27 protein-coding genes, 1 tRNA gene and 2 pseudogenes are annotated in these 23,974 nt (G+C 73.8%); 16 read left to right on the forward strand and 14 right to left on the reverse strand.

Going from position 1 to position 23,974, the window contains the following annotated elements; translation table 11 throughout:
* The first annotated feature begins 190 nt into the window (after positions 1–190).
* Entirely contained in the window at positions 191–616 is a 426-nt protein-coding gene (locus HCJ94_RS13320) for a hypothetical protein (protein WP_168001238.1), read from the forward strand.
* Between the two features lie 55 nt (positions 617–671).
* Entirely contained in the window at positions 672–1,076 is a 405-nt protein-coding gene (locus tag HCJ94_RS13325) for a YjbQ family protein (protein WP_168001319.1), read from the forward strand.
* A gap of 50 nt (positions 1,077–1,126) precedes the next feature.
* Here HCJ94_RS13325 and HCJ94_RS13330 read toward each other — a convergent pair whose 3' ends face one another.
* Positions 1,127–2,788, reverse strand: a complete 1,662-nt coding sequence (locus HCJ94_RS13330; RefSeq protein WP_168001320.1) for an alkaline phosphatase D family protein — start codon at positions 2,786–2,788, stop codon at positions 1,127–1,129.
* Between the two features lie 169 nt (positions 2,789–2,957).
* Between HCJ94_RS13330 and HCJ94_RS13335 the strand changes: the two genes are divergently transcribed.
* From HCJ94_RS13335 to HCJ94_RS13365, 6 genes are all read left to right on the forward strand, one after another.
* The gene (locus HCJ94_RS13335; RefSeq protein WP_168001321.1) at positions 2,958–3,440 is read left to right on the forward strand and encodes a MarR family winged helix-turn-helix transcriptional regulator; all 483 of its coding nucleotides are present in this window, start codon (positions 2,958–2,960) and stop codon (positions 3,438–3,440) included.
* Between the two features lie 606 nt (positions 3,441–4,046).
* Complete coding sequence (locus tag HCJ94_RS13345; RefSeq protein WP_373684291.1) at positions 4,047–6,521, forward strand: transketolase C-terminal domain-containing protein; 2,475 nt, start codon at positions 4,047–4,049, stop codon at positions 6,519–6,521.
* A gap of 111 nt (positions 6,522–6,632) precedes the next feature.
* Complete coding sequence (locus HCJ94_RS13350; protein WP_168001322.1) at positions 6,633–7,070, forward strand: DUF3052 domain-containing protein; 438 nt, start codon at positions 6,633–6,635, stop codon at positions 7,068–7,070.
* An 82-nt stretch (positions 7,071–7,152) separates the two neighbouring features.
* On the forward strand, positions 7,153–7,620 hold the full coding sequence (locus HCJ94_RS13355; RefSeq protein WP_168001323.1) for a peroxiredoxin: 468 nt from the start codon (positions 7,153–7,155) through the stop codon (positions 7,618–7,620).
* 88 nt (positions 7,621–7,708) lie between these two features.
* A tRNA-Val gene (locus HCJ94_RS13360) sits at positions 7,709–7,783 on the forward strand.
* A gap of 157 nt (positions 7,784–7,940) precedes the next feature.
* Positions 7,941–8,705 carry a phosphotransferase family protein gene (locus tag HCJ94_RS13365; RefSeq protein ID WP_309227256.1) on the forward strand — a complete coding sequence of 255 codons (765 nt, stop codon included), beginning with the start codon at positions 7,941–7,943 and terminating at the stop codon, positions 8,703–8,705.
* Between the two features lie 51 nt (positions 8,706–8,756).
* On the opposite strand, the gene HCJ94_RS13370 is transcribed toward HCJ94_RS13365, so the two are convergent.
* The 5 genes from HCJ94_RS13370 to HCJ94_RS13390 form a co-directional block, all read right to left on the reverse strand.
* Positions 8,757–9,998, reverse strand: a complete 1,242-nt coding sequence (locus HCJ94_RS13370; protein ID WP_168001324.1) for an RNA polymerase sigma factor — start codon at positions 9,996–9,998, stop codon at positions 8,757–8,759.
* The gene (locus HCJ94_RS13375; RefSeq protein WP_168001325.1) at positions 9,995–10,381 is read right to left on the reverse strand and encodes a YciI family protein; all 387 of its coding nucleotides are present in this window, start codon (positions 10,379–10,381) and stop codon (positions 9,995–9,997) included. The genes HCJ94_RS13370 and HCJ94_RS13375 overlap by 4 nt, the downstream gene beginning before the upstream one ends.
* A gap of 5 nt (positions 10,382–10,386) precedes the next feature.
* The gene (locus HCJ94_RS13380; protein ID WP_168001326.1) at positions 10,387–10,767 is read right to left on the reverse strand and encodes a YciI family protein; all 381 of its coding nucleotides are present in this window, start codon (positions 10,765–10,767) and stop codon (positions 10,387–10,389) included.
* Positions 10,768–11,023: 256 nt separating this feature from the next.
* Positions 11,024–11,536 (reverse strand): hypothetical protein, encoded by a 513-nt coding sequence (locus tag HCJ94_RS13385; protein ID WP_168001327.1) that lies wholly within the window; start codon positions 11,534–11,536, stop codon positions 11,024–11,026.
* Complete coding sequence (locus HCJ94_RS13390) at positions 11,533–12,582, reverse strand: DUF2332 domain-containing protein (RefSeq protein ID WP_205801200.1); 1,050 nt, start codon at positions 12,580–12,582, stop codon at positions 11,533–11,535. Before HCJ94_RS13390 ends, HCJ94_RS13385 begins: the two co-directional genes overlap by 4 nt.
* A 147-nt stretch (positions 12,583–12,729) precedes the next feature.
* Here HCJ94_RS13390 and HCJ94_RS13395 point away from each other — a divergent pair, with 147 nt between their 5' ends.
* On the forward strand, positions 12,730–12,870 hold the full coding sequence (locus HCJ94_RS13395) for a hypothetical protein (protein ID WP_168001329.1): 141 nt from the start codon (positions 12,730–12,732) through the stop codon (positions 12,868–12,870).
* Between the two features lie 168 nt (positions 12,871–13,038).
* Here HCJ94_RS13395 and HCJ94_RS13400 read toward each other — a convergent pair whose 3' ends face one another.
* A complete protein-coding gene (locus tag HCJ94_RS13400) occupies positions 13,039–13,986 on the reverse strand; it encodes a helix-turn-helix domain-containing protein (RefSeq protein ID WP_168001330.1) in 948 nt (315 codons plus the stop codon).
* Between the two features lie 96 nt (positions 13,987–14,082).
* On the opposite strand from HCJ94_RS13400, the gene HCJ94_RS13405 reads away from it, so the two are divergent.
* On the forward strand, positions 14,083–15,162 hold the full coding sequence (locus HCJ94_RS13405; RefSeq protein ID WP_168001331.1) for a saccharopine dehydrogenase family protein: 1,080 nt from the start codon (positions 14,083–14,085) through the stop codon (positions 15,160–15,162).
* Between the two features lie 423 nt (positions 15,163–15,585).
* On the opposite strand, the gene HCJ94_RS13410 is transcribed toward HCJ94_RS13405, so the two are convergent.
* From HCJ94_RS13410 to HCJ94_RS13420, 3 genes are read right to left on the reverse strand one after another with little or no spacing between them, the layout of a single operon-like run.
* The gene (locus tag HCJ94_RS13410; protein ID WP_168001332.1) at positions 15,586–15,993 is read right to left on the reverse strand and encodes an arsenate reductase ArsC; all 408 of its coding nucleotides are present in this window, start codon (positions 15,991–15,993) and stop codon (positions 15,586–15,588) included.
* Entirely contained in the window at positions 15,990–16,838 is an 849-nt protein-coding gene (locus HCJ94_RS13415) for an aquaporin (protein WP_168001333.1), read from the reverse strand. Before HCJ94_RS13415 ends, HCJ94_RS13410 begins: the two co-directional genes overlap by 4 nt.
* Positions 16,835–17,521 carry an arsenate reductase/protein-tyrosine-phosphatase family protein gene (locus HCJ94_RS13420; RefSeq protein ID WP_168001334.1) on the reverse strand — a complete coding sequence of 229 codons (687 nt, stop codon included), beginning with the start codon at positions 17,519–17,521 and terminating at the stop codon, positions 16,835–16,837. The genes HCJ94_RS13415 and HCJ94_RS13420 overlap by 4 nt, the downstream gene beginning before the upstream one ends.
* Positions 17,522–17,647: 126 nt before the next feature.
* On the opposite strand from HCJ94_RS13420, the gene HCJ94_RS13425 reads away from it, so the two are divergent.
* Positions 17,648–18,145: a DinB family protein gene (locus HCJ94_RS13425; protein WP_168001335.1), complete on the forward strand. Its 498-nt coding sequence runs from the start codon at positions 17,648–17,650 to the stop codon at positions 18,143–18,145.
* A 51-nt stretch (positions 18,146–18,196) separates the two neighbouring features.
* On the opposite strand, the gene HCJ94_RS30770 is transcribed toward HCJ94_RS13425, so the two are convergent.
* Positions 18,197–18,319: a hypothetical protein gene (locus tag HCJ94_RS30770; RefSeq protein ID WP_255481012.1), complete on the reverse strand. Its 123-nt coding sequence runs from the start codon at positions 18,317–18,319 to the stop codon at positions 18,197–18,199.
* A 45-nt stretch (positions 18,320–18,364) separates the two neighbouring features.
* Here HCJ94_RS30770 and HCJ94_RS13430 point away from each other — a divergent pair, with 45 nt between their 5' ends.
* Genes HCJ94_RS13430 through HCJ94_RS13440 form a run of 3 tightly spaced genes read left to right on the forward strand, consistent with a single transcriptional unit; the run spans position 18,365 to position 20,251 of the window.
* The gene (locus tag HCJ94_RS13430) at positions 18,365–18,952 is read left to right on the forward strand and encodes an alpha/beta hydrolase fold domain-containing protein (protein ID WP_309227259.1); all 588 of its coding nucleotides are present in this window, start codon (positions 18,365–18,367) and stop codon (positions 18,950–18,952) included.
* Between the two features lie 37 nt (positions 18,953–18,989).
* Complete coding sequence (locus HCJ94_RS13435; RefSeq protein WP_168001336.1) at positions 18,990–19,457, forward strand: HEAT repeat domain-containing protein; 468 nt, start codon at positions 18,990–18,992, stop codon at positions 19,455–19,457.
* Entirely contained in the window at positions 19,454–20,251 is a 798-nt protein-coding gene (locus HCJ94_RS13440; RefSeq protein WP_168001337.1) for an alpha/beta fold hydrolase, read from the forward strand. The genes HCJ94_RS13435 and HCJ94_RS13440 overlap by 4 nt, the downstream gene beginning before the upstream one ends.
* 187 nt (positions 20,252–20,438) lie before the next feature.
* Here HCJ94_RS13440 and HCJ94_RS31465 read toward each other — a convergent pair.
* Positions 20,439–20,808 (reverse strand): annotated as a pseudogene (locus tag HCJ94_RS31465) (aminoglycoside phosphotransferase family protein); the annotation flags it as partial.
* 173 nt (positions 20,809–20,981) lie between these two features.
* On the opposite strand from HCJ94_RS31465, the gene HCJ94_RS13450 reads away from it, so the two are divergent.
* A complete protein-coding gene (locus HCJ94_RS13450; protein ID WP_168001338.1) occupies positions 20,982–22,130 on the forward strand; it encodes a polysaccharide pyruvyl transferase family protein in 1,149 nt (382 codons plus the stop codon).
* A gap of 57 nt (positions 22,131–22,187) precedes the next feature.
* On the opposite strand, the gene HCJ94_RS13455 is transcribed toward HCJ94_RS13450, so the two are convergent.
* Together HCJ94_RS13455 and HCJ94_RS13460 are read right to left on the reverse strand one after the other, a co-directional pair.
* Positions 22,188–22,388: a DUF8847 domain-containing protein gene (locus tag HCJ94_RS13455; protein ID WP_168001339.1), complete on the reverse strand. Its 201-nt coding sequence runs from the start codon at positions 22,386–22,388 to the stop codon at positions 22,188–22,190.
* A 53-nt stretch (positions 22,389–22,441) separates the two neighbouring features.
* Complete coding sequence (locus HCJ94_RS13460; protein WP_168001340.1) at positions 22,442–23,317, reverse strand: carbohydrate kinase family protein; 876 nt, start codon at positions 23,315–23,317, stop codon at positions 22,442–22,444.
* 63 nt (positions 23,318–23,380) lie between these two features.
* Between HCJ94_RS13460 and HCJ94_RS31470 the strand changes: the two are divergent.
* A pseudogene (locus HCJ94_RS31470) lies at positions 23,381–23,846 on the forward strand (ATP-dependent helicase); the annotation flags it as partial.
* Positions 23,847–23,974 lie beyond the last annotated feature (128 nt).

The following is a 23,974-nucleotide window of genomic DNA, read 5'->3' on the forward strand; positions in this document are numbered from 1 at the left end:
TGGGATAGGTCTCTAGCGCCATCCTGCCCCCTCGTGCCACCCGCCGTCACGTCCACCGCCGGGAGACGCGACGCGCGACACAGGTACCCGTCGGTAACTTTTCCCTGGTCGCGGGTTCACTCCGGAGTGCGCCTCCGGCGGGGCCCACGCCGCGGCCGACCCCTTGCGGGCGATCCCTACCGTGCGGGTCATGAACGGACGACTGGTGGCTCTGGGCGTACTGCTGGGGTTGGGCGGGCTGGCGTTGGTGCTCGCCGCGGGGATCGGTCTTCTCGCGGGGGACCTCGCCGCGCTGCCGGTGCTCGTCCTGGGCGCGGGGCTGGCCCTCTTCGGCGCGGTCGTGGTGCGGGCCGGGGCGCGGGCGCCCCGAGCGGCGGCGGTCCGCCGTGGTGGCGCCCTCGGCACCATCCCCGGGCCCGCCGGGGACATCGGCACCGACTACCGGAACCGGGACTACGGCGACAGCGGCGGCTCGGGCGGCTGGTCGTCCGGCGGGGATTCCGGCGGGTCGTCGGGCGGGGACTCCGGTGGCGGCTGGTTCTCCGGTGGTGGTGATTCCGGTGGTGGCTGGTCCTCCGGCGGCGGGGACTCCGGCGGGGGCGGCGGCGGCTGGTGAAGCCGGCCCGGTCGTCCGGGCGCGGGTATGCGGCGGCTCGGGCAGAATGCGGCGTATGCGTACCGAGGTGATCACGGTCCAGACGGGGTCGCGGCCGACGGTCCGGGACATCACCGCCGAGGCCGAACGGTTCGTCGCCGGGCAGGGCGACGGTCTGCTGCACGTCTTCGTCCCGCACGCCACGGCCGGGCTGGCGATCATCGAGACCGGCTCCGGGTCCGACGACGACCTGCTCACCGCGCTCGACGACCTGCTCCCCGCCGACGACCGGTGGCGGCACCGGCACGGCTCGCCCGGCCACGGGCGGGACCACGTGCTGCCGGCGTTCGTGCCGCCGTACGCGACGCTGCCGGTGGTCGGCGGGCGGCTGGCGCTCGGCACCTGGCAGTCGGTGTGTCTGGTCGACCCCAACGGCGACAACCCGTCCCGCCAGGTCCGCTTCTCCTTCCTCCCGGGCTGACCGCGTCCCGCCGCGCGACGTCAGAGGACGGCGCGCGGCGGTGGGCAGGGTCAGGGGCGGACGGTCTCCGACTCGACGGTCCGCGCGCCGGCATCGTCGGAGGGGGCGGCGGCGCGGGCGGACGTGGGCGCGGCGGGCGGGCGGTCGTACGTCTGGTGCAGGCCGGGCACCCGGTCCTCGATCACGAACGACGCCCGGGTGTACGCCGGCGCGCCCGGCCGGGTCACGTAGGGCAGCACGGCGAAGTCGGCCGTGAGCTGCTGCGGCGTGATGGTCGTGCGGACGTACCCGCGCAGGTTGTTCTGGAAGCGCAGGTGCGGGTTGAACGCCAGCCAGGGGTGCGAACCGGTGGGCGAGTCGGCACCGTCCCCGCCGGACGAGATCGACGAGCAGACCAGCTCGCTGCCGACGGTCCGGGAGGTCGGGTCGGCGTAGTCCAGCTTCAGGTCGCTGGCCCAGTGCGCGTGCACGTCACCCGTGAGCACCACCGGGTTGCGCACCCCGGCGGCGAGCCAACCCCGGGTGACCCGGTCGCGGGAGGCGACGTACCCGTCCCAGGCGTCCATGCTGGTCACCGTGAGCGGACCGGCGTTGTTGTCCCGCTGCGCGAAGAACACCTGCTGGCCGAGGAGGTCCCAGCGCGCCTCGGAACGGCGGAAGCCGTCGAGCAGCCAGGCCTCCTGCTCGGCGCCGGTGATCGACCGGGCCGGGTCGGCGGCCGCGGCGCAGTTCCGGTAGCCGTCGCCGCAGGCCTGGTCGTCCCGGTACTGGCGCGTGTCGAGCATGTGGAACGTGGCCAGCCGGCCCCAGCGCACCCGCCGGTAGAGCTGCATGTCGATGCCGCGTGGGACGGAGGTGCGCCGCAGCGGCATGTTCTCGTAGTACGCCCGGAACGCGGCCGCCCGCCGGGCGAGGAAGTCCGGCTGCGGGATCTCCGGCTTCTCGTACGCCTCGTCGGCCCAGTTGTTGTCCACCTCGTGGTCGTCCCACACCACCAGCCAGGGCGCGACCGCGTGCGCCGCCTGAAGGTCCGCGTCGGTCTTGTACTGGGCGTGCCGCTGCCGGTAGTTGGCGAGGGTGACCGTCTCCGGCCCCTCGTGGTCGCGCGGGTTGCCGCCGGGGATCGTGTAGACGTCCCGGGCGTACTCGTACTGGTAGTCGCCGAGGTGCAGGATCAGCTCCGGCTCGGTCTCGGCCATCCGTCGGTAGGCGGTGAACCAGCCGTGCTCGTACTGGGAGCAGGAGGCGAAGGCCATCGCCAGAGCCGCCGGCAGCTGCCACGGCGCGGGCGCGGTCCGGGTCCGCCCGACCGGCGAGACGTACCGCTCGGCGCGGAACCGGTAGAAGTACTCCCGTCCGGGCAGCAGCCAGTTCAGCTCGACGTGCACGCTGTGCGCGGACTCCGGCCGGGCGATCTCCACGCCGCGCCGCACGACGTGCCGGAACCGCTCGTCCGCGGCGACCTCCCAGTGCACCGGGACGATCCGGTTCGGCATGCCGCCGAGGCCGTCCTCGGCGAGGGGCTGCGGAGCCAGCCGCGTCCAGAGCACCACCCCGTCATGGTCCGGGTCGCCGGAGGCCACACCGAGGGTGAACGGGTCCTGGCGCAGGGGGCCGCCGGCCGCCGTGGCCGAGCCGGGCAGGCCGGCGACCGCGCCGGCGGCACCGACCGCCGCGCCGGAGAGCAGGATCGTACGTCGGGTCAGGGACACGAGATTCCTCCCCAGAGTCCGTTTCTTCTCGACTCCGGGGAGCGTTTCGACCGTGGATGACCGCCAGGTGACGACGAGTGCCCCTGGCCGGCACATCCAGCCGAACAGGGTGCGTGGGCGCTTTGATAGTAGAGAAGTTCAACTATTGAACCGCACGTAGAATGTGAGCATGGCGCAGAGCACCGTCTCGTCGACCGGCCCCGACGCGGCCGGTCGCTCCGGGTTGGCCGGAGACGCGGTGCGCAGGATCATGCACATCGCCTCGGCCATCCGGCACTACCAGGACGTCGACATCGCCGAGCTGGGGCTCACCCCGGCAGTGGCCCGGGCCCTGCACGAGCTGGACCCCGACCATCCGCTGCCCGCCCGCGACCTGGCCGAGCAACTGCGCTGCGACCGGTCCAACGTCACCGCTCTGGTGGACAAGCTGGAGCAGGCCGGCCTCGTGGAGCGCCGGGTCGACCCCACCGACCGGCGGCAGAAGACGCTCGTGGTGACCGAGGCCGGCCGGCGCATGCGGGCCCGGGTCCACCACGTGATGTCCGACTCCCGTCTCCTCGCCGGCCTCACCGACGCCGAGCTCGCCACCCTGCGGGACCTGGTGTTCAAGGTCTCCGACGGCGGCTGTCCCGAGGCGTGCGGGGCGGAGTAGGCGCGGTCGCGCCGATCGTGTCCCGGTGGGCGGACCGGGCCGTGGTCGGTAATGCTGTCCGTCGTGACCACCCCGCACGATCTTGACGAACGGCTCCGCGAGGCGCTGGGAGCCCTGACCGCCGACGACGAGCGGAGGCGGGATCCCGCCCGGCCCGTCACCGACGACGCGCCGCTGACCGGGGCGCAGGCGCTGGACCTCTTCGACGCCCAGGTCGTCAGCCGCCAGCTCGACCTCGCCGGTCGCTGGCTGCGCAGCTTCGGGGAAGGGTTCTACACGATCGGCTCCGCCGGCCACGAGGGCAACGCCGCCCTCGCCGCCGCCCTGCGGCCCACCGACCCGGCCCTGCTGCACTACCGCTCCGGCGCCTTCTACTGCGTCCGCGCCGCCCAGGCCGCCGGCGCCGAGGACGTACCGCACGGAATGGTCGCCGGGGAGGACGACCGCGTGGCACCGCCCGGCGACGCCGCGAGCGTCCCGCTGCCGCGCCGCGCGGACGACGCTGCTCCGGCCGACCGCGTCGAGGCCGCCGCCGCGTCCGGGCCGGACGCGCACGCCACCGGCGTCCGTACCGTCGTCCGGCAGCCGGCGCACCCGGCGGTCGAGCTGGCCACGTCGCCCTCCGCAGCCGGCCCGAATGCCGCCACCGCCGCCGGCGTCGACCTGACCGCCCTGGAGCCCACCCCTGCCGGCTCCAACCCGGCCGCGCCCGACCTCGCCGAGCCCAACCCGGCCGCGCCCGACCTCGCCGAGCCCAGCCCGGCCGCGCCCGACCTCGCCGAGCCCAGCCCGGCCGGGTCCGACCTCGCCGGGGCCAGTCCTGCCGGGTCCGACCCCGCCCGGGCTGGCTCTGCCGAAGTCAGCCCGGCCGGGTCCGACCTCGCCGAGCCCAGCACTGCCGACCTCGCGAGGCCTGACCCTGCCGGGCCCGACCTCGCCGCGTCCGACCTCGTCCCGAACGCCCGGTCCGCCGATGGCCCGGGTGCCGCCGGCACTGCCGCCCTTCCGGGCGACGGTGGTCCGGAGCGGTTCGCCGCGACCGCCCGGGAGGCGGATGGCACCGAGCGCACCGCCGGACCCGCCGGGCCCGTGGCGGACCGGCCCCTCGCGCCGGGGTACGCGGACGCGGCCCGCGACGTGCTGCGCGGCATGGTTGCCTCGGCCCGGGAACCGATCGCCGGCGGCCGGCACAAGGTGTTCGGCCGGTCCGACCTCGCCGTCGTGCCGACCACCTCCACGATCGCCTCACACCTGCCGCGGGCGGTCGGCATGGGGCTCGCGGTGGAGCGGCTGCGCCGGCTCGACGGGACGGGCCGGCGGACCGGGGTCCGGGTCGGCAGCGGCGGGGGAGCATCCCCGGCGTCGTGGCCGCCGGACGCGATCGTGGTCTGCTCGTTCGGCGACGCGTCGGTCAACCACGCCAGCGCCACCGCCGCCCTCAACACCGCCGGCTGGTACGACCACACGGGCCTGCGCATCCCGGTCCTGTTCGTCTGCGAGGACAACGGGCTGGGGATCAGCGTCCGGTCGCCCCGCGGCTGGGTGGAGGCGACCCTGCGGTCGAAGCCGGGGATCCGCTACTTCGCCGCCGACGGGAGCGACCTGCTCGGGGCGTACGCGGTGGCGGCCGAGGCGGCGGCGTGGGTCCGCCGGCACCGGCGTCCGGCCGTCCTGCACCTGTCCACCGTCCGCCTGATGGGGCACGCCGGGGCGGACGTCGAGACCGCGTACCGCAGCGCCGCGGAGATCGGGGCCGACCTCGACCGGGACCCGCTGCTGGCCACCGCGCGGCTGCTGGTCGGGGCCGGCGTCGCCACCGGCGCTGACCTGCTGGCCCGGTACGACGAGATCGGCTGGCGGGTGCGCCGGATCGCCGAGGAGGTGCTCGACGAGCCGAAACTGGCCGATCCCGCCGAGGTGGTGGCCCCGCTCGCGCCCCGGCGACCGGTCCGGGTCGCGCGGGCGGTGGCCGACGCGGCCGCACGGGCGGCCGGTCCGGGGGCGGCCGCGCGGGCCGAGGCCTTCGGCGGGAAGCTCCCCGAGCTGGCCGGCCCGCTGACGCTCGCGCAGAGCATCAACGCCGCGCTGGCCGACGGGCTGCTGGACCACCCGCAGATGGCCGTCTTCGGCGAGGACGTCGGCGCCAAGGGCGGCGTGTACGGGGTGACGAAGGGGTTGCGGGAGCGCTTCGGCGCCGCCCGCGTGTTCGACACCCTGCTCGACGAGACGTCGATCCTCGGGCTCGGCCTGGGCGCCGGGCTGGCCGGGATGCTGCCGGTGCCCGAGATCCAGTACCTCGCGTACCTGCACAACGCCGAGGACCAGTTGCGCGGCGAGGCGGCGACCATGCAGTTCTTCTCGCGGGGGGCGTTCCGCAACCCGATGGTGGTCCGGGTCGCCGGGCTGGCGTACCAGGAGGGGTTCGGCGGGCACTTCCACAACGACAACTCGGTGGCCGTACTCCGGGACATCCCCGGCCTGGTGGTCGCGGTGCCGGCACGGCCGGATGACGCCGCGCCCATGCTCCGGACCTGCCTGGCCAGCGCGGCGGTCGACGGGAGCGTCTGCGTGTTCCTGGAGCCGATCGCCCTCTACCACACCCGTGACCTGCACAGCGGGGGCGACGGGGAGTGGCTCGCCGAGTACGCGGAACCGGGCGCCTGGTCGAGCGCCCACGTGCCGGTCGGCCGGGCGCGGGTCTACGGCGTGGGCTCCGCCGAGGACATCACGATCATCACCTTCGGTAACGGCGTACGGCTGTCGCTGCGTGCCGCCGCGGCGCTCGCCGACGAGGGGGTGGGCACCCGGGTGGTGGACCTGCGCTGGCTGGCGCCGCTGCCGGTCGCCGACCTCATCCGGGAGGCCACGGCGACCGGCCGGGTGCTGGTCGTGGACGAGACGCGGCGCTCGGGCGGGGTCGGCGAAGGGGTGATCGCGGCCCTGGTCGATGCCGGATATGTCGGAGCGGCGCGAAGAGTAGCGGCAGTTGACTCGTTTGTACCATTAGGTCCGGCTGCCCGTCAGGTTCTGGTCTCCGAGGATGCCATTACCCAGGGTGCCCGCACGCTCCTGGCACGGTAAATTCCGTTCCACCCGGTGCGCCACTTGCGCGGCGAGCCGCAACTGTGTGGACTTGGCCCGACGGTGTCGTACGACGCCGCGAGCAGGGATGAGATGAGGAGGCACGCGACAGTGAGCGCGACCGCTGGTCAGGCCGCCGACGGGGTACGCAGCCTGGCGGACCGGTTCGGGATCGAGCCGGGGATGGTCGTCATGGAGATGGGGTACGACGACGACGTCGACCAGGATCTCCGGGACGCCCTGACCGACCGAGTTGGGGAGCTGGTCGACGAGGACACCGACGAGGTGGTCGACGCGGTGCTGGTGTGGTACCGGGACGGCGACGGTGACCTCTTCGAGCTGCTCGTCGACGCCCTCGGCCCGCTGGCGGACAACGGCGTCGTGTGGCTGCTCACGCCCAAGGCCGGGCGCGATGGGCACGTCGAGCCGAGCGAGATCGCCGAGTCCGCGCCCACCGCCGGCCTCCAGCAGACCTCCACGATCAACGCCGGCCGGGACTGGAGCGGCGCCCGGCTGGTGCTCCGGCGCGGGTCGAAGGCGAAGAAGTAACTGCGCAATTTCACACACGGTGGGGTCACCACCGTGTGTGGGACGCTGTCGTCACCTTCGACTCGACGCAAGGAGCTCTCTCATGCCGATCGAGGTTGGCGCCGAGGCGCCGGACTTCGTGCTCAAGGACCAGAACAACCAGGAGGTCCGGCTCTCCGACTTCCGCGGCAAGCGCATCGTGCTGCTGGTCTTCTACCCGCTCGCCTTCACCGGCGTCTGCCAGGGTGAGCTGTGCGAGGTGCGGGACAACCTGAACGAGTACCTCAACGACGACGTCCAGGTGCTGACCGTCAGCGTCGACTCGGTGTTCGCGCACAAGGTGTGGGCCAATCAGGAGGGCTACCAGTTCCCGCTCCTGTCGGACTTCTGGCCGCACGGCGCGGTCGCCCAGGCGTACGGCGTCTTCAACGACGTCGCCGGCTTCGCCAACCGGGGCACCTTCGTCATCGACAAGGCGGGCGTGGTCCGCTTCGCCGAGATGAACATGCCGGGGGAGGCCCGCGACCAGCAGGGCTGGCGCAAGGCGCTCGCCGAGACGGCCTCCGCCTGATCCGGGACGACCCGGCACGCGGCCGTGCGACGTGGCCCACGGTCGGCAGGGTAAGCTTGCCAACCTCCGGCCCGCCGTACGGGCGCCGGGGCGCGTAGCTCAGCGGGAGAGCACTCGCCTTACAAGCGAGGGGTCGCAGGTTCGAAACCTGCCGCGCCCACCACCACCTGAACCGGCGAAATCCGCTCGCACAGGACGGGCGGAGCGCCTGGCATTAGTCCGACGTCAGTTGCTCGGCGGATCGCCGCCCAGTCGCACCGGCACGCTGGGCACTGGCCGAACATCGACGATGAACCGCACGCGATAAATCCGGTGACCTCGTGGTCATCCCCGCGACGATGGCCGACGTGGAGAACGTCGAGGTCGTCGTCGCCCATCACGAGCGCGCGACCCTGCGCGTCGGCGACGTGTTCCTGAAGATCGACGCTGATCAGACGCGCACCGACGTCGCGGTCGAGGCGATGGCCATGGCGCCGATCCCGACTCCGGAGGTCCTGTGGCGGAAGCCGCCCGTGCTCGCGCTGGCCGCCCTCCCGGGGACGGCACTCGGCCGCCTCGGCGAGCCGTCGACCGCGTCGCCGGCGGCGTGGGCCGCGGCGGGTGCCGCCGCACGGACGCTGCACGACGCGCCGCTGCCGCCATGGCCTGGTCGGAGCCTCGACGAGTTGACATCGACGCTCGACGGCGAATGCGAGTGGCTCGTCACGAACGGCGTTCTTCCCACCGACCTGGTCGAACGCAACCGACGGGTTGCCGAGGCCGCGCTCCGACCGTGGACACCGGTGTTCACGCACGGCGACATGCAGATCACCCACGTGTTCGTCGACGGTGATGAGATCACCGGCGTGATCGACTGGTCCGAGGCGGGCCGGGGCGATGCCCTGTTCGACCTCGCCACCTTGACGCTCGGACACGAGGAGCACCTTGGCGACGTCGTCGCCGGCTACGGCACCGACGTCGACCTCGACGTGATCCGCGCGTGGTGGTCGTTGCGGAGCCTGCTGGCGGTCCGCTGGCTGGTCGAGCACGGCTTCGACCCGTCTAGGCCGGGCTGCGAGGTCGACGTGCTGAGATCCCGGCTGTGAGGTCGTACGGGCCCGACGGCAGCTCGCGTTCCGACCGCGGAAGCGCGTCGGTCAGCCGGCGAGCTGGTCGCGGCGGCGGGTGAGGTAGGCCCGCTCCGCGGGGTTGCCGGCGAGGCTGATGGCCCGGTCGTACGCCGCCCGCGACTCGCCGCCGCGCCCGAGTCGCCGCAGCAGGTCGGCGCGCGCGGCGTGGAAGGCGTGGTAGGCGTCAAGGACCTCGGCGAGCCGGTCGATCTCGGCGAGCCCGACCCCGGGGCCGTCGACCTCGGCGACCGCGACCGCCCGGTTGAGCCGCACGATCGGCGAGGGGTCGAGCTGCATCAGGTGGTCGTAGAGGGCGACGATCGTGGACCAGTCGGTGTCCCGGGCGGATGGCGCATTCGTGTGGACCGCGTTGATCGCGGCCTGCAGCTGGTAGCGCCCGGGTGGGTCGCCGCCGGCCGCCACCGCCTCGAGCCGCTCGCGGACCAGGGCGTTGCCCTCGGCGATGAGGGTGCGGTCCCACGCGCCGCGGTCCTGCTCGGCGAGGGTCACCAGCTCCCCGGTGCGGGACACGCGCGCCGGCCGCCGGGCGTCGGTGAGGAGCATCAGGGCAAGCAGGCCGGCCACCTCGCCGCCGTCCGGGAGGAGAGTTCGGAGCAGGCGGCCGAGGCGGATCGCCTCGTCGGTGAGGTCGACGCGCACCGGTTCGTCCCCCTCGCTGGCGAGATAGCCCTCGTTGAAGACGAGGTAGACGACCGCGAGCACGCCGGCGAGCCGCTCGCGGATGTCGTCGGCCGAGGGCACCCGGTAGGGAATGTGTGCCGCCTTGATCTTTGCCTTGGCGCGGGTGATCCGTCGCGCCATCGTGGTCTCCTGCACCAGAAAGGCTCGGGCGATCTCGGGGACGGTGAGGCCGCCGAGCAGGCGCAGGGTGAGCGCCACCCGGGCCTCCATCGCGAGCGCGGGGTGGCAGCAGGTGAAGACCAGTCTGAGCCGGTCGTCCTCGACCGGGCCGGTCGGCTCAGGAGGGCTGTCGTACACGATCCGGGCCGCCTGGTGCTTCGCCTCGCGCTGCGACTCGCGACGGAGCCGATCGATCGCCTTGCGGGTCGCGGTGGTGGCGAGCCATCCGCCGGGATTGGGCGGTACGCCCTCGCGCGGCCACCGCTCCGCAGCCGCTGCGAACGCCTCGGCGGTCGCCTCCTCGGCGACGTCGAGGTCACTGAAACGGCGCGCGAGGCCGGCGACCACCCGCGCCCACTCCTCGTGGTGGACACGGGTGATCGCCTGCTCGACGGTGCAACCAGTCACGACGCCAGCAGCGCTCGGACGGATTCCTCGGTTCGGAAGGGACGCACCTCGACCGTGCCGCGGCACGCCTTCGACCCCTCGGCGGCAAGCGCCAGGGCCACGTCGAGGTCGGCCGCCTCGATGACCCAGAAGCCGCCGAGGTGCTCCTTCGTCTCCAGGTAGGGCCCGTCGGTGAGGGCCGTCTTCTCGCCCTGCCCGTCGACGGTGGTGGCGGTCGTCGCGGGCTCCAGGCCGTCGGCGAAGACGAGGTGACCGTCCCTCTGGAGCCTCTCGTTGAAGGCGCGGGTGTCGGCGAACGCCTGCAACATGGCCTCCTGGGAGGGGTACGCGCCGAACTCGGTGGGCTCGGCCGGTCCGTAGACGGACAGCAGGTACCTGGGCACCGCGCTCACTTCTCCCCGGAGCCGTTACGCCGGGCCTCCCCGGGGCCTCGGAACCGGTGCACCTCCTGCGGCCAGTCGAGCACGGTCGCGAGCCTGCCGGCCCAGTACCGCGCCGTCGCGTCGTCGGGCACGTCCACGACGGCGAAGCCGCCGAGGTGCTCCTTGGTCTCGACGTAGGGGCCGTCGGTGAAGACGGGCTTGCCGTCGACCAGCTCGACACTGCACACCGCGGTGGACCGGTCGAGCGCGCCGTTGCTGAAGATCAGGACATCCGCGGCCCGCATCTCCTCGATCACGGCCCGGCTGGCCGCGCCCTTCTCGCGGATCTCCTCCGCCGTGTGCTCGCGCACCCACTCATCGTTGAACATGATCAGGTACTCCGTCATGGTCGTCTCCTCTCGGTCCCGGGACGAGGGGCCTTTCCCGACTCCTCGTGTCCGGCGGCCCGGCCGGCCGCCGCACACTGGTTCCACGAACGGCTGCGCCTTGATACGACACCATCCCGGAAACTCCTTTTCCAAGCAGCCCCGGCGTACTGACTCAGGAACGGATCGGGTCTCAGGACGTCCGGTGACAGACCAGACTCGGGACGTGGGTGGCACGTCCGACTGCGACCCGTGCCGCCGATCCTTGGGACAGGGTCTAGTCGACGAGCCAGCTGAACAACACCTTGACCGGTGGAGTCAACGAGGAGGCGGCAACGAGGGCCGCGAGAACCGTGCCAACGATCAGGCTTCGCCGGTGCACGGAGGTCCGCATCCCGGCCGTCAGGAGCCGGGCGACGGCGACGAGCGCTGCCACCGCAGCGACGTACGGCGCCAAGCCGATCACGACGATCATCGCCAGCGCTGCCGCAGCCCAGAGGCCCGGCCAGAGATTGGCGTTGCCGGTGTACTCGTCGCCCTGACGAGGCAGGTAGAGGTACCCGGAGAAGGACGCGGCCCGGCCGAGGGCGACGCCGATGGTGCCGACGTAGACGGCGGCCAGGGCGAACTGCGCACGAGCCAAGGTCCGGCCGGAAGAACCCGGTGCAGGGGTCGGCTCGACATCGGGGGTCGTGACGGAGCGCATGCTAGACCGGTCAGCCGGGCCGGTGTGCCCGACGACCTCTGCCAGTGCCGAGCAGCCAGACGGGCAGCGGCGCGCGATCCTCATCGCTCGACGTGTGAGTCTCCGAGCCACGCCAACAAGCGGCCCCGCGACCAGCAGCGGCCAATGGCCTCGGCGCGCGGGGCCGACCGGTCGAACACCGCCAGGCCGATGATGCTGTGGCCGGAGGCGCGGCGATCGCCAAGTGTCGGTATCGTCGGCGCGACTCCGACCCCCTCCGCGGACACCCACGCCACCGCCCGGCCGGCCGCCGCTTCTTGGAGGCGGTGCAGGAAACGCAGGCGGCTCTTGGGCGGGAAGCGCGACAACGCCCACGTCGTGGTGACGACCGGCAGGGCGTCCGCGGGCACCCGGGCGAAGGCGTCTGGCATCACCTCGACGGGGTCACCTTGCAGCAGCAGGGGAGGGGCCGTCGCCGCCAACGCCATCTCCGCTTCGAGGCTCGCGACCCGCGCCGGCTGATCCGGCCACAGGCAGGCGCGCAACCACCGGGCGTCATCCGCGTCGGTCACGTCGACCGGATCGAGGTCGACGCCGACCCGGGCGACGACCTCGGGCATTGCCCGCGTCGGGATGGACCGGTCTCCCACGATCGAACACGGCAGCTGCACGGGAGACGACGGGTCGCCCAGCGATTGTCCGTTGCTGTACGTGATGCCAACGCGATCGACGTTGAGATTGAGCCCGGCCGAGCAGCCCACGTCGATCAGCCCAACCGCGTTCGCGCCCACCCGGCGCGCCGCCTCGGCGATGGCCGGGTACAGCACGGCGTGGCGCCCGGTCTCGTTGGTCCGCGTCCTCCGGCGCACGGCGATGGCCACGACCGCGTCGGTCATTCGCAGCAGCGTGTCGATCGCCGCGCCAGCGGCGGTGTCGCTGTCCCCGGCGGCATAGGCCGCGGCAAGCGCCGGGGCGCGTCCGGCGAGGGCGAGGTCGTGCAGCGCGGCGAGGATCAGCGTGGGGTGCCGCCTGCGCGCCGGCGCCGCCTCGATGGCGCGCAGCGCCTCGTCGGACTCACTGAGGGCGACGGCGACGCGCTCGTACAGCGGCGATGTCCTGGCGGCGTCGACCTCGCCGAAGTGTCGGTACACCTGAGCGAGCGTGCGGGCCCTACCCGCGGGTAGGGCACTCGCTGCGGTCGGCCCTCGCATCCCGACGATGCTAGCCATTCGAACGACACCTCCGAGTCAGGCTCCAGCAGCCAGGCCCCGAGTGGTCCACACCAGCCCGCCGCCACGGTGACCGGAGATGACGAGCTGCCGCGGCTGCTGACCGCCGGTCCATCCGTCAGCGTCGCGGGCCGGGGCCGGCGGGGCGGCGTCGCGGAGGCGGGCACGACACGGCAGTACGACCCGGGCGGTGAGATCCTCGTCGAGTAGGCCTCGGGCGCGGACGCAGCGATCGCCAAGCGGAAGGCCGGCAACCTCTGCACCACCGCCTGACCGGCGCGGGCGCTCAGCCGCCGAGCCAGCCGCTCCGCGCAGGCGGCGCGGTGGGTGCCGATCCGCGAAGCTGTCCGGCCGCCGACACGATGGATCTCACGATTCTCATGAGGGCCAGGCGCTGCGGAAGGTGCGACGGTAGGCGTCCGGAGGTACACCCACGGTGCGGTTGAAGTGTCGGCGCAGCGTCGTGGCGGTTCCCATGCCGGCCGCCTCGGCGATGGAGTCGATGCTGTCGTCGGTGTTCTCCAGCAGCTCCTGGGCCCGGCGGATCCGCTGCGTCGACAGCCACTGCAACGGGGTGGTGCCGGTCACCGACTTGAAGTGGCGGGCCAGGTTGCGTGAGCTCATGTTCGCCTGGCGAGCCAGGTCCTCGACGGTCAGCGGACGGTTCAGCCGTTCCATCGCCCAGGGGAACAGGTTGGCGAGGGGATGGTCGTCGCGGGCGGGCACCGGGGTCGCCACGAACTGGGCCTGGCCGCCGGCGCGATGCGGCGGCACGACCAGGCGGCGGGCGACGGCGTTGGCGACCGTCGAGCCGTGGTCGCGGCGGATCAGGTGCAGGCACAGGTCGAGGGCGGCGGCTTTGCCGGCGGAGGCGAGCACGTTGCCGTTGTCCACGTAGAGCACGTCCGGGTCGACCGTCACCCGGGGATAGCGGGCGGCCAGCGCCTCGGTGTGGGCCCAGTGCGTGGTCGCGCGCAGCCCGTCCAGCACCCCGGCGGCGGCCAGCACGAACGCACCGGTGCACAGCGAGACCATCCGGGCGCCCGCTTCGTGGGCCGCACGGACGGCGTCGATCAGCTCGGGTGGCACGTCCGCGTCGATGTCGTCCACGGAAGGGACGACCACGGTGTCGGCGCGGGCGAGTCGGTCCAACCCGTCGTCGGGGTCCATCCGGAATCTGCCCATCCGGACCGGGCCCGAGCCGCAGACCACGAGGTCGTACCACGGGTCTGCCAGGCCGGAGGGGTCGCGGACGAAGACCTCGCAGGCCATGGCGAGCTCGAAGTGCAGCATCCCGTCGGTGGCGGCGAGCGCGACAGTGGCCATGTCCGAAACTGTACGGGGGATGGCGTTCCAGACACTGGTCGGGGCCGGCCGCCGCTGAGAGGCTCTCCTCATTCGATCTTCGGAGAGGAACTGCAGATGGGTACGGGTCAGACGGTGGCGGTGTTCGGTGCGTACGGACACACCGGGCGGTTCGTGGTGACGGAGTTGCGCGATCGCGGGTTCGTACCGCTTCTCCTCGGTCGCGACGCGGGCAAGCTCCAGGCGCTGGCGGCGTCGCATCCCGGGCTCGAGCACCGGGTGGCGTCGGTCGACGATCCGGCCTCGCTCGACCAGGCACTGAAGGGCGCGGCCGCGGTCGTCAACTGCGCCGGCCCGTTCGCCTCGACCGCGCCACCGGTGATCGAGGCCGCCCTGCGCGCCGGGATTCCGTACGTGGACGTGGCGGCCGAGATCGAAGCCAACGTGGACACGTTCACGCACTTCACCGACCGGGCTCGTACCGCCGGCGTCGCGGTGGTCCCGGCGATGGCCTTCTTCGGCGGACTCGGCGATCTGCTGGTCACCACGGCGATGGGCGACTGGGCGGCGGCCGACGAGGCGCACGTCGCGTACGGACTGAGCAGTTGGCACCCGACGGCCGGGACCCTCGCCTCCGGCACCGTCTCCCGGGACCGGCGCGATGGCCGACGTGTCCGCTACACCGGTGGCCGGCTGGAGTACTACGTCGCCGAGAGCGACCTGCCGACCCTGGAGTGGGATTTTCCCGCTCCGCTGGGCCGCCGGAACGTCCTCGGCGAGTTCACGATGGCCGACGTCGTCACCGTCCCCAGCCACCTGGCCGTCCCCGAGGTGCGCACGTACATGACCACCGACGCGGCCGAGGACCTGGCCGCTCCGGACGCATCCGCACCGACTGCTGTCGACGAGCGTGGGCGGTCGGCCCAGACGTTCACCGTCGACGTCATCGTGCGATCCGGCGACACGCAACGACGCGTCGTCGCCAGCGGGCAGGACATCTATGCCATCAGCGCGCCGCTGGCGGTCGAAGCGGTCCACCGCATTCTCGGCGGTCGGACGAGGACGAGCGGGGTCGCGTCCGCCGGGGAGATCTTCGACGCGCCCGACTTCCTCCGCGCGCTGTCCCCGTACATCTCGCTCGCACCGCGCCACGAGTCTCGCGCACCGCAGTTCGCCCAATCGCCCAGCCACAGGTGACAGCAGGGGGAGTCGCGGATGTCGGGGTGCCGCTCCGCTGTCGACGGCAACGCTGACGGCAAGCACCGGCAGCCACGGGCTGGTTCCACACGTGCCTGCGCCCGGCGTGGAGACTCCGCTGATCGTGGCGGCCCTGCAACGTCTTCCGCGGCGCCGCGAGCGGGCAGAAGCGTGACGCACAGAATCGTTGGGTCGACTGGGTACGCGCCACGTACGTCGGACCGGCCATCGACCGCGCCACCTTCGACCTGCTGCGCACCCGGGCCGCCGAAGCCGTGCACATCGATGTCGCGCAGGTGGTGGTCACCGCGGAATCCTCCGCCGGGAAGCCGGAGCCGACGCCGAGCTGACGCCGGCTCAGCCGCCGCGCAACTCGGACGTCAGCGGCTCGGAGCCAGGCCGAGGGCGGCCACCAGGGTGGTGTCAGGCCGTCGGGCGCAGCTCGGAGAGCAGCTTCTCCACCCGGGTACGGATCTCGTCGCGGATGGGGCGTACCGCCTCGACGCCCTTGCCGGCGGGGTCGTCGAGCTTCCAGTCCTCGTAGCGCTTGCCCGGAAAGACCGGGCAGGCGTCGCCGCAGCCCATGGTGACGATCACGTCGGAGGACTCGGCGGTCTCGTACTCCAGGAGCTTCGGGGTCTGGTCGGCGATGTCGATGCCGACCTCGCGCATGGCCTCGACGGCGGCCGGGTTGACGGTCTCGGCGGGCGCGGAGCCGGCGGAGCGGACCTCGACGGTGTCGCCGGCGAGGTGACGCAGCCAGCCGGCGGCCATCTGGGAGCGTCCGGCGTTGTGGACGCAGACGAACAGGACGCTGGGCTTGTCGGTCATGAGCTGCCTTCCGTGCGGGTCAGGGGGGTGGTGTCAGGCCCGGTGGCCGTGGTCGCCTCCGCGTCGACGGGGACGACGACCTGGCCGGCGGCATCGCCGGCGTCGGGGTAGAGGGCGGCGAGAAGGGCGGTGCCGATGGCGAGGCCGACGAGTTGGGCCAGGACGAAGCCCGGCACCGAGGCGGGCGCGATCCCGGCGAAGGTGTCGGTGAAGGCACGGCCGATGGTGACCGCCGGGTTGGCGAACGAGGTCGACGAGGTGAACCAGTAGGCGGCTCCGATGTAGGCACCCACAGCGGCGGGGGCGACCGGAGCCCGGCCGGAGCGGGCGAGCGCGAAGATCAGCAGGAGCAACCCGGTCGTCGCCACGATCTCGCCGAGCCACAGGTTGCCGGCGGCGCGGTCCTTGGTGGAGAAGTCGACGGCGGCCAGGTCGAACATGAGGTTCGCCAGGACCGACCCGGCGATCGCGCCGAGGACCTGGGCCGCGGTGTAGCCGGCCAGCTCGCGACCGCCGAGTCCCGTGCCGGCTCGGCGGCCGAGGAACCAGTCGGCGGCGGAGACGACCGGGTTGAAGTGGGCGCCCGAGACCGGCCCGAAGATCAGGATGAGGACGCCCAGGGCAAAGGCGGTGGCGATGGAGTTCTCCAACAGTTGGAGACCGACGTCGCCGGGGGAGAGGGTGGCGGCCATGATGCCCGAGCCGACCACGGCGGTGACCAGCAGGGCGGTGCCGGTGAACTCGGCCAGCAGGCGCCGCCGGAGTGCGACGGTCGTCAGTTCCGTCGCCGCGGTGTGCCGCGCGACCTGCTGGTCGGAAGTGATCTCCGGGCGGGGGCCGGTCATCGGGTGCCTCTCGGTGTGGTGGTGGGGGCGAGGCGGTCGACGCGGTCGGCGAGATCGGCGTAGGCCGCCTCGAACGCTTCGTCGGTGTCGACGCGGGCCGGATCCGGCACGGACCAGTGCAGCCGGGGGCGGACCGGCGACGTCAGTTCTTCGTGTGCGTTGTCGCAGACGGCGATGACCAGGTCGTCCTGGCGGACCACGTCGTCGACGTGGGCGGTGCCGGTCGGGTCGAGGTCGAGGTCGTGGCGGTGGGCCACGGCAATCGCCCGCGGATGGACCCGGGGCGCGGGCCTGGTGCCGGCAGAGGCGGCCTCGCGGTGGGTACGCCGCTTCCACAGCGCCGCGGCCAACTGTGAGCGCGCGGAGTTGTGGGTGCAGACGAAGACCACCCGACCCACGTCCCGCAGCGGCGGTGGGGCGAGCGCCACGAGGGCGGCCGGCTGGAGCCGCAGGTAGGCACGTCGACGGTCGCCCTCGGATCGGGTGCGCACGACGAGGCCGGCGTCGGTGAGCACCTTGACGTGGTGAGCCACCAGGTTGGTCGGCATGCCGAGGTCACGGGCGACCTCCCCGGGCGAGGCGTCGCCGACGGTGAGCGCGTCCACGATCGCCAGGCGCGCCGGGTCGCCGAGCGCGGCATGGATCCGCGTCCGCTCGGCCAGGGAGACAGGCTCAACGTTCATTGACTCAACTGTCGCTGAGCTATCTCGGTATGTCAAGCTCCGTGGCGGTTCGACGCCGGAGACCCTGCTGCGGCCGGACCGGCCCCCTGGTGCTCCGGCATGACGCGGTCCTGGAATGCTTGGCGCATGTCCGCTTTTCCGGCGACTTTCGGCCAGGACGCCGTCAACAGCCCGGCCAAGGCCCAGTTCGAGGCATTCATCGACGAGCACCGCAGCGCCCTCAACCGCTGTCTGGACGGGCTGACCGAGGAGGAGGCACGCCGGTCGTTGGTGCCCTCCAGGACGACGCTGCTGGGTTTGGTGAAGCACGCGACCTTCGTCGAGAAGGTCTGGTTCGACGAGGCCGTCACCTGCCGGTCGCGCGCCGAGATCGGCATCCCCGCGACGCCCGACGAGTCGTTCGTCCTCGATGACGACGACACCATCGCCAGCATCCAGCAGGCACATCGCGAAGCCTGCGAGGCGTCCCGCCGCGCGACGGCATCCCTGGGGCTGGACGACCTGCTCCACGGCAACCGGCGCGGCCCGCTCCCGCTGCGCTGGGTGTACCTCCACGTGCTGCGTGAACTCGCCCAGCACTGCGGACACGCGGACATCCTCCGCGAACAGATCCGAGGCGGGTAGCCACGCCACCCTTCACAGGATCCTCGTCCGCACCGGGTTCATCTCCGCGATCTAGGCGAAGGGCAGCAGGCGCCCCCGGCGGGCGCGGTCCCCTCGGCGCAGGTCACGGGTCGCCAGCCGGGCGCGGTCGAGGGGCGTCAGCCGGGCCGCGCGCCGACGGCGCGTCGTGGTCACGAGGCTCGTCCCCAGCGTGGGTGGCATTCGCGGGACACGACGGACGTGTCGCTCTTCGAGGAGCTGGGGATGCGGGTGGTGCACGCCCGCTACCGGTTGAGCGGCGAGGCCACCTGGCCCGCGCAGCTCGACGACGTCCGTGCCGAGGCGCGCGCGGCGCGGCTGCCGGGTCGGCCGCTCGTCGTCGCCGGGGATTCCGCCGGTGCCCATCTCGCGCTGCACGTCGGCCTGCGGGGTGTGGACGCTCCCGGCGACGTGGACGCTGTCCTGGCCTTCGAGACGCCGGTCGACCCGCTCGCGCCGGACTGGCCCCGCGGCCGGGCCGAGGGGAACCCGTGGCACCAGCTCCTGGGCCACCTTCCCGCGCCGGGCGACCCGGCCACCGTCGACTGCACGGTCACCACGCACGTCGGTGCCGGCACGCCGGTGCTGCTCGCCCACGGCCTCGACGACGCCGCGGTCCCGGTCACGCAGACCCTGGGCCTCGCCGCCGCGCTCGTCGCCGCCGGCCACCGTGTGCACGTGACGGTCGCCGACGGGGAGCACGGCCGGTTGGACCTGCGCCGGCCCGACCTGGCGGCCGCCGTACGCCGGTTCCTGACCCAGGTGACCGCGGCCGTGGCGGTCCGATGAGCCCTCGATGTCACCGCCGGCGCGCATACTCGGCGACATGGTGGTGCGCGGACCCGGGCGACCGACTCCCCGGCTGAGGGCGGAGGCCGAGGCGGCGCTCCGGGGCCGCGCGGAGCTGGTCGCCGGGTGCTGCCGGCTCGCCGCCGGGCAGGACGTCGACGACGGTCTGGTCGTGGCGCTCGGGGGTCCGCACGCGCGGCACGTGCTGGCCGGCGGGCCCCACGCCGACCAGGAGCACCGGCTGCGGGTGTGGGGCCTGCGCGGCCTGCTCTGGGTGTGGGACGACACGGCGCTGGACGCGGTCGTCGCGGCCCTGGGTGATCCGGCCTGGCGGGTGCGCGAGATGGCGGTGAAGGTGGTCGCCCGGCACCGGCTCGGCGCGCCGTTCCCGCTCGTGGTCGCGCTCCGGGATCCGTCGGCGCGGGTCCGGGCCGCGGCCGCCCGCGCGGTCGCCGCGCTGACACAGGTGGCAGCCATGAGTCCGCACGGCGGGCGGGCGGCGTGAGCTACGCCGAGGTCAACGGGCTCCGGCTCTGGTACGCGGAACACGGTGCCGGGCGGCCGCTGGTGCTGCTGCATGGGGGGTTCGGCTCGACGGAGATGTTCGGCCCGCTGCTCCCGGCGCTGACCCGGCGTCGCCGCGTGATCGCGGTGGACCTCCAGGGTCACGGCCGGACCGCCGACGTCGACCGCCCGCTGCGGTACGAGTCGATGGCCGACGACGTGGCCGAGCTGATCGTCCATCTCGGCCTCACCGGGGTGGACCTGCTGGGGTACTCGCTCGGCGGGTGCGTGGCGCTGCGGACCGCGATCCAGCACCCCCGCCTGGTCGGTCGGCTCGTGGTGGTCTCCGCGCCGTGCCGGCGGCAGGGCTGGTACCCCGAGGTGCTGGCGGCGATGGCCCGGCACGACGAGGCGACGGGCGAGCGGATGCGCGGCAGCCCGATGCACGAGCTCTACGCGCGCGTCGCGCCCCGGCCGGAGGACTGGCCGCGGCTGTGGGTGAAGTCGGGGGAGCTGCTGCGCCGCGAGTACGACTGGTCGCCCGAGGTGGCCGCCCTCACCCTGCCCACCCTGCTGGTCTTCGCCGACGCCGACTCGGTCACCCCGGCGCACATGGTGGAGTTCTTCGGGCTGCTCGGCGGCGGTCACCGGGACGCCGGCTGGGACGGCGCCGACCGGCCGGCCGCGCGACTGGCGGTGCTGCCCGGCCTCACCCACTACGACATCCTCGCGTCACCGGCGCTGCCGGCCGCCGTCCTGCCGTTCCTCACCCACCCGGCCGTCGCGCCCGGGTGACCGTCAGCGGAGGCGGGCGGCCACCCAGGGCAGCAGGGCGTCGGCCTGGGCGCGCTGGAAGACCCGGACCGTGGGGATGCCGGGCGGGGGCGGTCGCCGGGCGCCGTCGAGGAAGAAGCCGGCACCGGGTTCGGGGTGAGGGCCGCCGACAGCGTCTCCAGCGCGCGGAGCACGCCGGTCAGCTCGGCGGCGCGCCACGGCGTCGCGGGATGTCGCCCGGCCACGTCGGAGAGGACCAGCGCCACCCACTCGCCGTCGTCGTGCAGGCCGAGCAGCCGGGGCGCCGGGGCGTACGCGGGCAGGGCCGCCGTGTTGCGCGCCTCCGTGCGGTGCAGGCGGACGCTGTCGGCGTTCTGCGCCGGGCTCACCGCCTTGACGAACGCCCGCGTGCCCCGGGAGGTGCGGACGCGGTCGGCGGTGCCCGGCGAGTACCCGCCGGGCTGCGACACCGCCTCGACCACCCGGTCGCCGAGGATGTCCTCCACGGCGGCCCGGACGTGGTGGGGGAGGTCCGCCCAGCCGATCCGGGTCCTGACGTGCGCGGGTCGCCGGCTCACCCATGTGCCCACCGTCGCCGACGACCGGATGTCCCGGCAACGGCATTACGGTGCCATGCGCCCTGGATGTCCGGTCCCGGCACCTCCCGTACCGGCTGAGCGGCAGATCGGGCGAGGACTGTTCCCGGGCGTACCGGGAAACCGCCGCAGACGCACCTGGGGAGGAGCGACGGATGACTCGTGGCGCCGGCTTGACCATCGGGGTGCTCGGCTCGTACGGCGGGCGTAACCTCGGCGACGAGGCGATCCTCACCGGCCTCCTGGCCGACCTGCGGGAGCAGGAGCCGAACGCCCGGATCATCGTCTTCTCGCGGAATCCCGCCCACACCCGGGTGGCGCACCCGGACGTGGAGGCGGTGCCGTGGGAGGGCGTCAGCCGCAACGACTCGTCACTCGTGCTCGCGCAGCTCGACCTGCTCATCCTGGGCGGCGGCGGCATCCTCTACGACCGCGAGGCCCGGCGGTACCTGCGCGTCGTCCGGGTCGCCCAGGAGCGCGGCCTGCCGCTGCTGACGTACGCGGTGGGGGTCGGGCCGCTCAGCGAGAGCGTGGACACGGGCATGGTGCGCGAAACCCTGGCCGGCGCCACCCAGGTGACCGTGCGGGACCAGGAGTCCCGGATGGTGCTGGAGGAGGCCGGCCTGCTCAACCCGATCACGGTCACCGCCGACCCGGCTTTCCTGCTGGAACCCGACGACTTCCCCGAGCAGTTGCTGCGCGAGGAGGGCGTGCCGGCCGGCACGCGGCTGGTGGGCATGAGCGTACGGGAGCCGGGCCGGGCCGCCGAACGGCTCGACATCGACGGCTATCACCGGCTGTTGGCGCAGATCGGCGATTTCCTGGTGCAACGGATCGACGCGTACGTCCTGTTCGTCCCCATGGAGCGGGACGACATCCGGCACTCGCACGGTGTGCTGTCGCACATGATCGCCGCCGAGCGGGGGCGGATCCTGCACGGCACGTACTCGCCGCAGCAGGTGCTCGGTTTGATGCGCCACTTCGACCTGGCGGTCGGCATGCGGCTGCACTTCCTGATCTTCGCCGCGATGGTCGGCACCCCGTTCCTGCCGCTGCCGTACGCCGGCAAGGTCTTCGACCTGGCCCAGCGGCTCGGCGTACCGGCGCTGCGGGGCGTGGAGCGGGAGGTGGAGGGCCCGCTGCTGGCGGAGGTCGACCGGCTGTGGGACGAGCGGGAGCAGCGTGCCGAGGCCACCGCCCGGCGGGTGGCCGACGTGTGCGAGGAGGCCCGGGGCACCTCCCAGGTCACCCGCGCCGTGCTGGAGAGCCTCCGGGCCCAGTCCCTGATCCGCGTCGGCGCCTGAACCCGCCGTGCCGGCCGGTCGGGCCCGGCCGCCGCCGCTGCCCGGCCTGCCGCCGGGTCAGACCGCCGGGCCGCGCCAGCAGTAGCGCCACCGGTCGGCCCCCACCGTCTCCAACTCGTAGATCTCCGCCTCCGCGAGCCCGCCGTCGCCCAGGTGGTGGTGGGTGAGTGGCGGCCGGCCGTTCGGGTCCAGCTCGACGGTGACGGTCTGCCCGTCGGCCGCGCCACCGACCAGGGGGATCTCCGCGGTTGATGCCATGCGCCCATCCTGCCCCGAGCCGCGTACCCGCGCAGCGGAAGCGCACGCCGCGGTCAGGCGGGGCGGGGGAGCAGGGTGGGCGGGTACTCCATGCCGTCGTGGGTGCAGGCGGCGGCGGCCACGCGGGCCGCGTACGCCGCCGCGTCGGCCAGTGTCTCGCCGCGCAGGCGGGCGGCGACCAGGCCCGCCGCGAAGGCGTCACCGGCGCCGTTCGTGTCGACGACCGGGGCGGGCGGCACGGCGGCGGGTACCCGGGTGGGTGCGCCGCCGGCCGGGTGCACGTCGGCGCCGTCGCCGCCACGGGTGACCACGACCGTCCGGGGCGCCAGGCCCGCCGGCACCGTACCGGCGCCGTCGCCCAGCCGGACCGCGCTGACGAAGACCAGGTCGGCGGCCTCCGCGAACGGCCGGTGGTACGGGTTCGCGCCGTCCCAGTCGTGCAGGTCGGTGGAGAGGGCGGCTCCCTCGGCGAGCGCGGCCCGGACCGTGGGCAGCAGGTCCCGCGCCCAGTCCATGATCGAGACGTGGACGTGCGCCGCCCCCCGGACCAGGGCGGCCAGCTCCGACGACGGGAACGGCGCCGGTCCGGACCACGGCCGGGGGTCGTACAGCGAACTGCGCCGGCCGGCCGCGTCGACCAGGTTGACCGACCGTCGCGTACCGGCCGGGGCGTCGGCCAGCACCGCCCGTACGCCGGTCCGCCCCAGCGCCGCCCGCACCACGTCCCCGGCCGGGTCGGCGCCGAGCACGTCCACCACCGTCACGCGCAGGCCGAGCGCGTGCGCGGCGAGCGCCACGCCCGCCCCGGTGTTGCCGATGCGCAGGTCGATCGGATCGACGGTGAAGGAGTCGGCGGCGGGCAGCGGGAGCGCCGGGACGCGGACCCGCACGTCCACGCCGAGGCCCCCGATCACGAGCAGGTCGTCCACGGCGGCGACGATAGCCGGTCCGGGCCGCCTATCCTGGGTCCGGGCGTCGACGAGGGGGAGCGCGTGCTGGTCATCCACGGGTCGTGGCGGCCCGGCACCGGGCTCGCCGTCTGGGCCGAGGACACCGCGCTCCCGCCCCGGGCCCCGCGCCGGCCCGGCCGGGCACCCCGGGAGCGCCCGCACCCGTTCGCCGCCGGCCACGCCGCGCTCGCCGCCGCCCTGGCCGAGGTGGCCGAGCCGACCGCGCTCGGCACGGCCCTGCTCACCCTGCCCACCCGCGCCGGCTCGCCGCTCGACTCGCCGGAACTGGTCCGCACCGAGCCGGTCGACCCGGTCCGCGGGCCGGTCACGCTGGCCGGGTGGCGGGTTCCCGTCCTGGTGTACGCCCCGTTCGCCGCCCTGCCGCTGCTGCGCCGGGTCGCCGAGGTGGCCGTGGCCGGGGCGAGCCTGCGCCACCTCGCCGAGCTGGCGGACTTCGCCACCGACCTGGCGGCCCGTGGCCGCGTCCTGCCCGGCGTCCTGCCGCTGGCCGGGGCCGGAGGTGGCGAGCCCGCCCGGCCCGGCGGGGAACCGGCCCGGCCGGGCGGGGTGGAACCGCGCCGGCCGGCCGGGTCGGAGCCGGCGCAGTCGGCCGAGCCGGAGGCGGAGGACGCGGCG

The organism is Micromonospora thermarum (genome assembly GCF_012034245.1).
In the GTDB taxonomy this organism is placed as follows: Bacteria; Actinomycetota; Actinomycetes; order Mycobacteriales; family Micromonosporaceae; genus Micromonospora; species Micromonospora thermarum.

What these genes read in the sequence shown, in the direction of transcription:
- HCJ94_RS13320 (WP_168001238.1), top strand. Translation starts at nt 191, where the DNA reads ATGAACGGACGACTGGTGGCTCTGGGCGTACTGCTGGGGTTGGGCGGG.
- HCJ94_RS13325 (WP_168001319.1), top strand. Translation starts at nt 672, where the DNA reads ATGCGTACCGAGGTGATCACGGTCCAGACGGGGTCGCGGCCGACGGTC.
- HCJ94_RS13335 (WP_168001321.1), top strand. Translation starts at nt 2,958, where the DNA reads ATGGCGCAGAGCACCGTCTCGTCGACCGGCCCCGACGCGGCCGGTCGC.
- HCJ94_RS13355 (WP_168001323.1), top strand. Translation starts at nt 7,153, where the DNA reads ATGCCGATCGAGGTTGGCGCCGAGGCGCCGGACTTCGTGCTCAAGGAC.
- HCJ94_RS13380 (WP_168001326.1), bottom strand. Translation starts at nt 10,767, where the DNA reads ATGACGGAGTACCTGATCATGTTCAACGATGAGTGGGTGCGCGAGCAC.
- HCJ94_RS13385 (WP_168001327.1), bottom strand. Translation starts at nt 11,536, where the DNA reads ATGAGGATCGCGCGCCGCTGCCCGTCTGGCTGCTCGGCACTGGCAGAG.
- HCJ94_RS13400 (WP_168001330.1), bottom strand. Translation starts at nt 13,986, where the DNA reads ATGGCCACTGTCGCGCTCGCCGCCACCGACGGGATGCTGCACTTCGAG.
- HCJ94_RS13405 (WP_168001331.1), top strand. Translation starts at nt 14,083, where the DNA reads ATGGGTACGGGTCAGACGGTGGCGGTGTTCGGTGCGTACGGACACACC.
- HCJ94_RS13410 (WP_168001332.1), bottom strand. Translation starts at nt 15,993, where the DNA reads ATGACCGACAAGCCCAGCGTCCTGTTCGTCTGCGTCCACAACGCCGGA.
- HCJ94_RS13415 (WP_168001333.1), bottom strand. Translation starts at nt 16,838, where the DNA reads ATGACCGGCCCCCGCCCGGAGATCACTTCCGACCAGCAGGTCGCGCGG.
- HCJ94_RS13420 (WP_168001334.1), bottom strand. Translation starts at nt 17,521, where the DNA reads ATGAACGTTGAGCCTGTCTCCCTGGCCGAGCGGACGCGGATCCATGCC.
- HCJ94_RS13425 (WP_168001335.1), top strand. Translation starts at nt 17,648, where the DNA reads ATGTCCGCTTTTCCGGCGACTTTCGGCCAGGACGCCGTCAACAGCCCG.
- HCJ94_RS13435 (WP_168001336.1), top strand. Translation starts at nt 18,990, where the DNA reads ATGGTGGTGCGCGGACCCGGGCGACCGACTCCCCGGCTGAGGGCGGAG.
- HCJ94_RS13450 (WP_168001338.1), top strand. Translation starts at nt 20,982, where the DNA reads ATGACTCGTGGCGCCGGCTTGACCATCGGGGTGCTCGGCTCGTACGGC.
- HCJ94_RS13455 (WP_168001339.1), bottom strand. Translation starts at nt 22,388, where the DNA reads ATGGCATCAACCGCGGAGATCCCCCTGGTCGGTGGCGCGGCCGACGGG.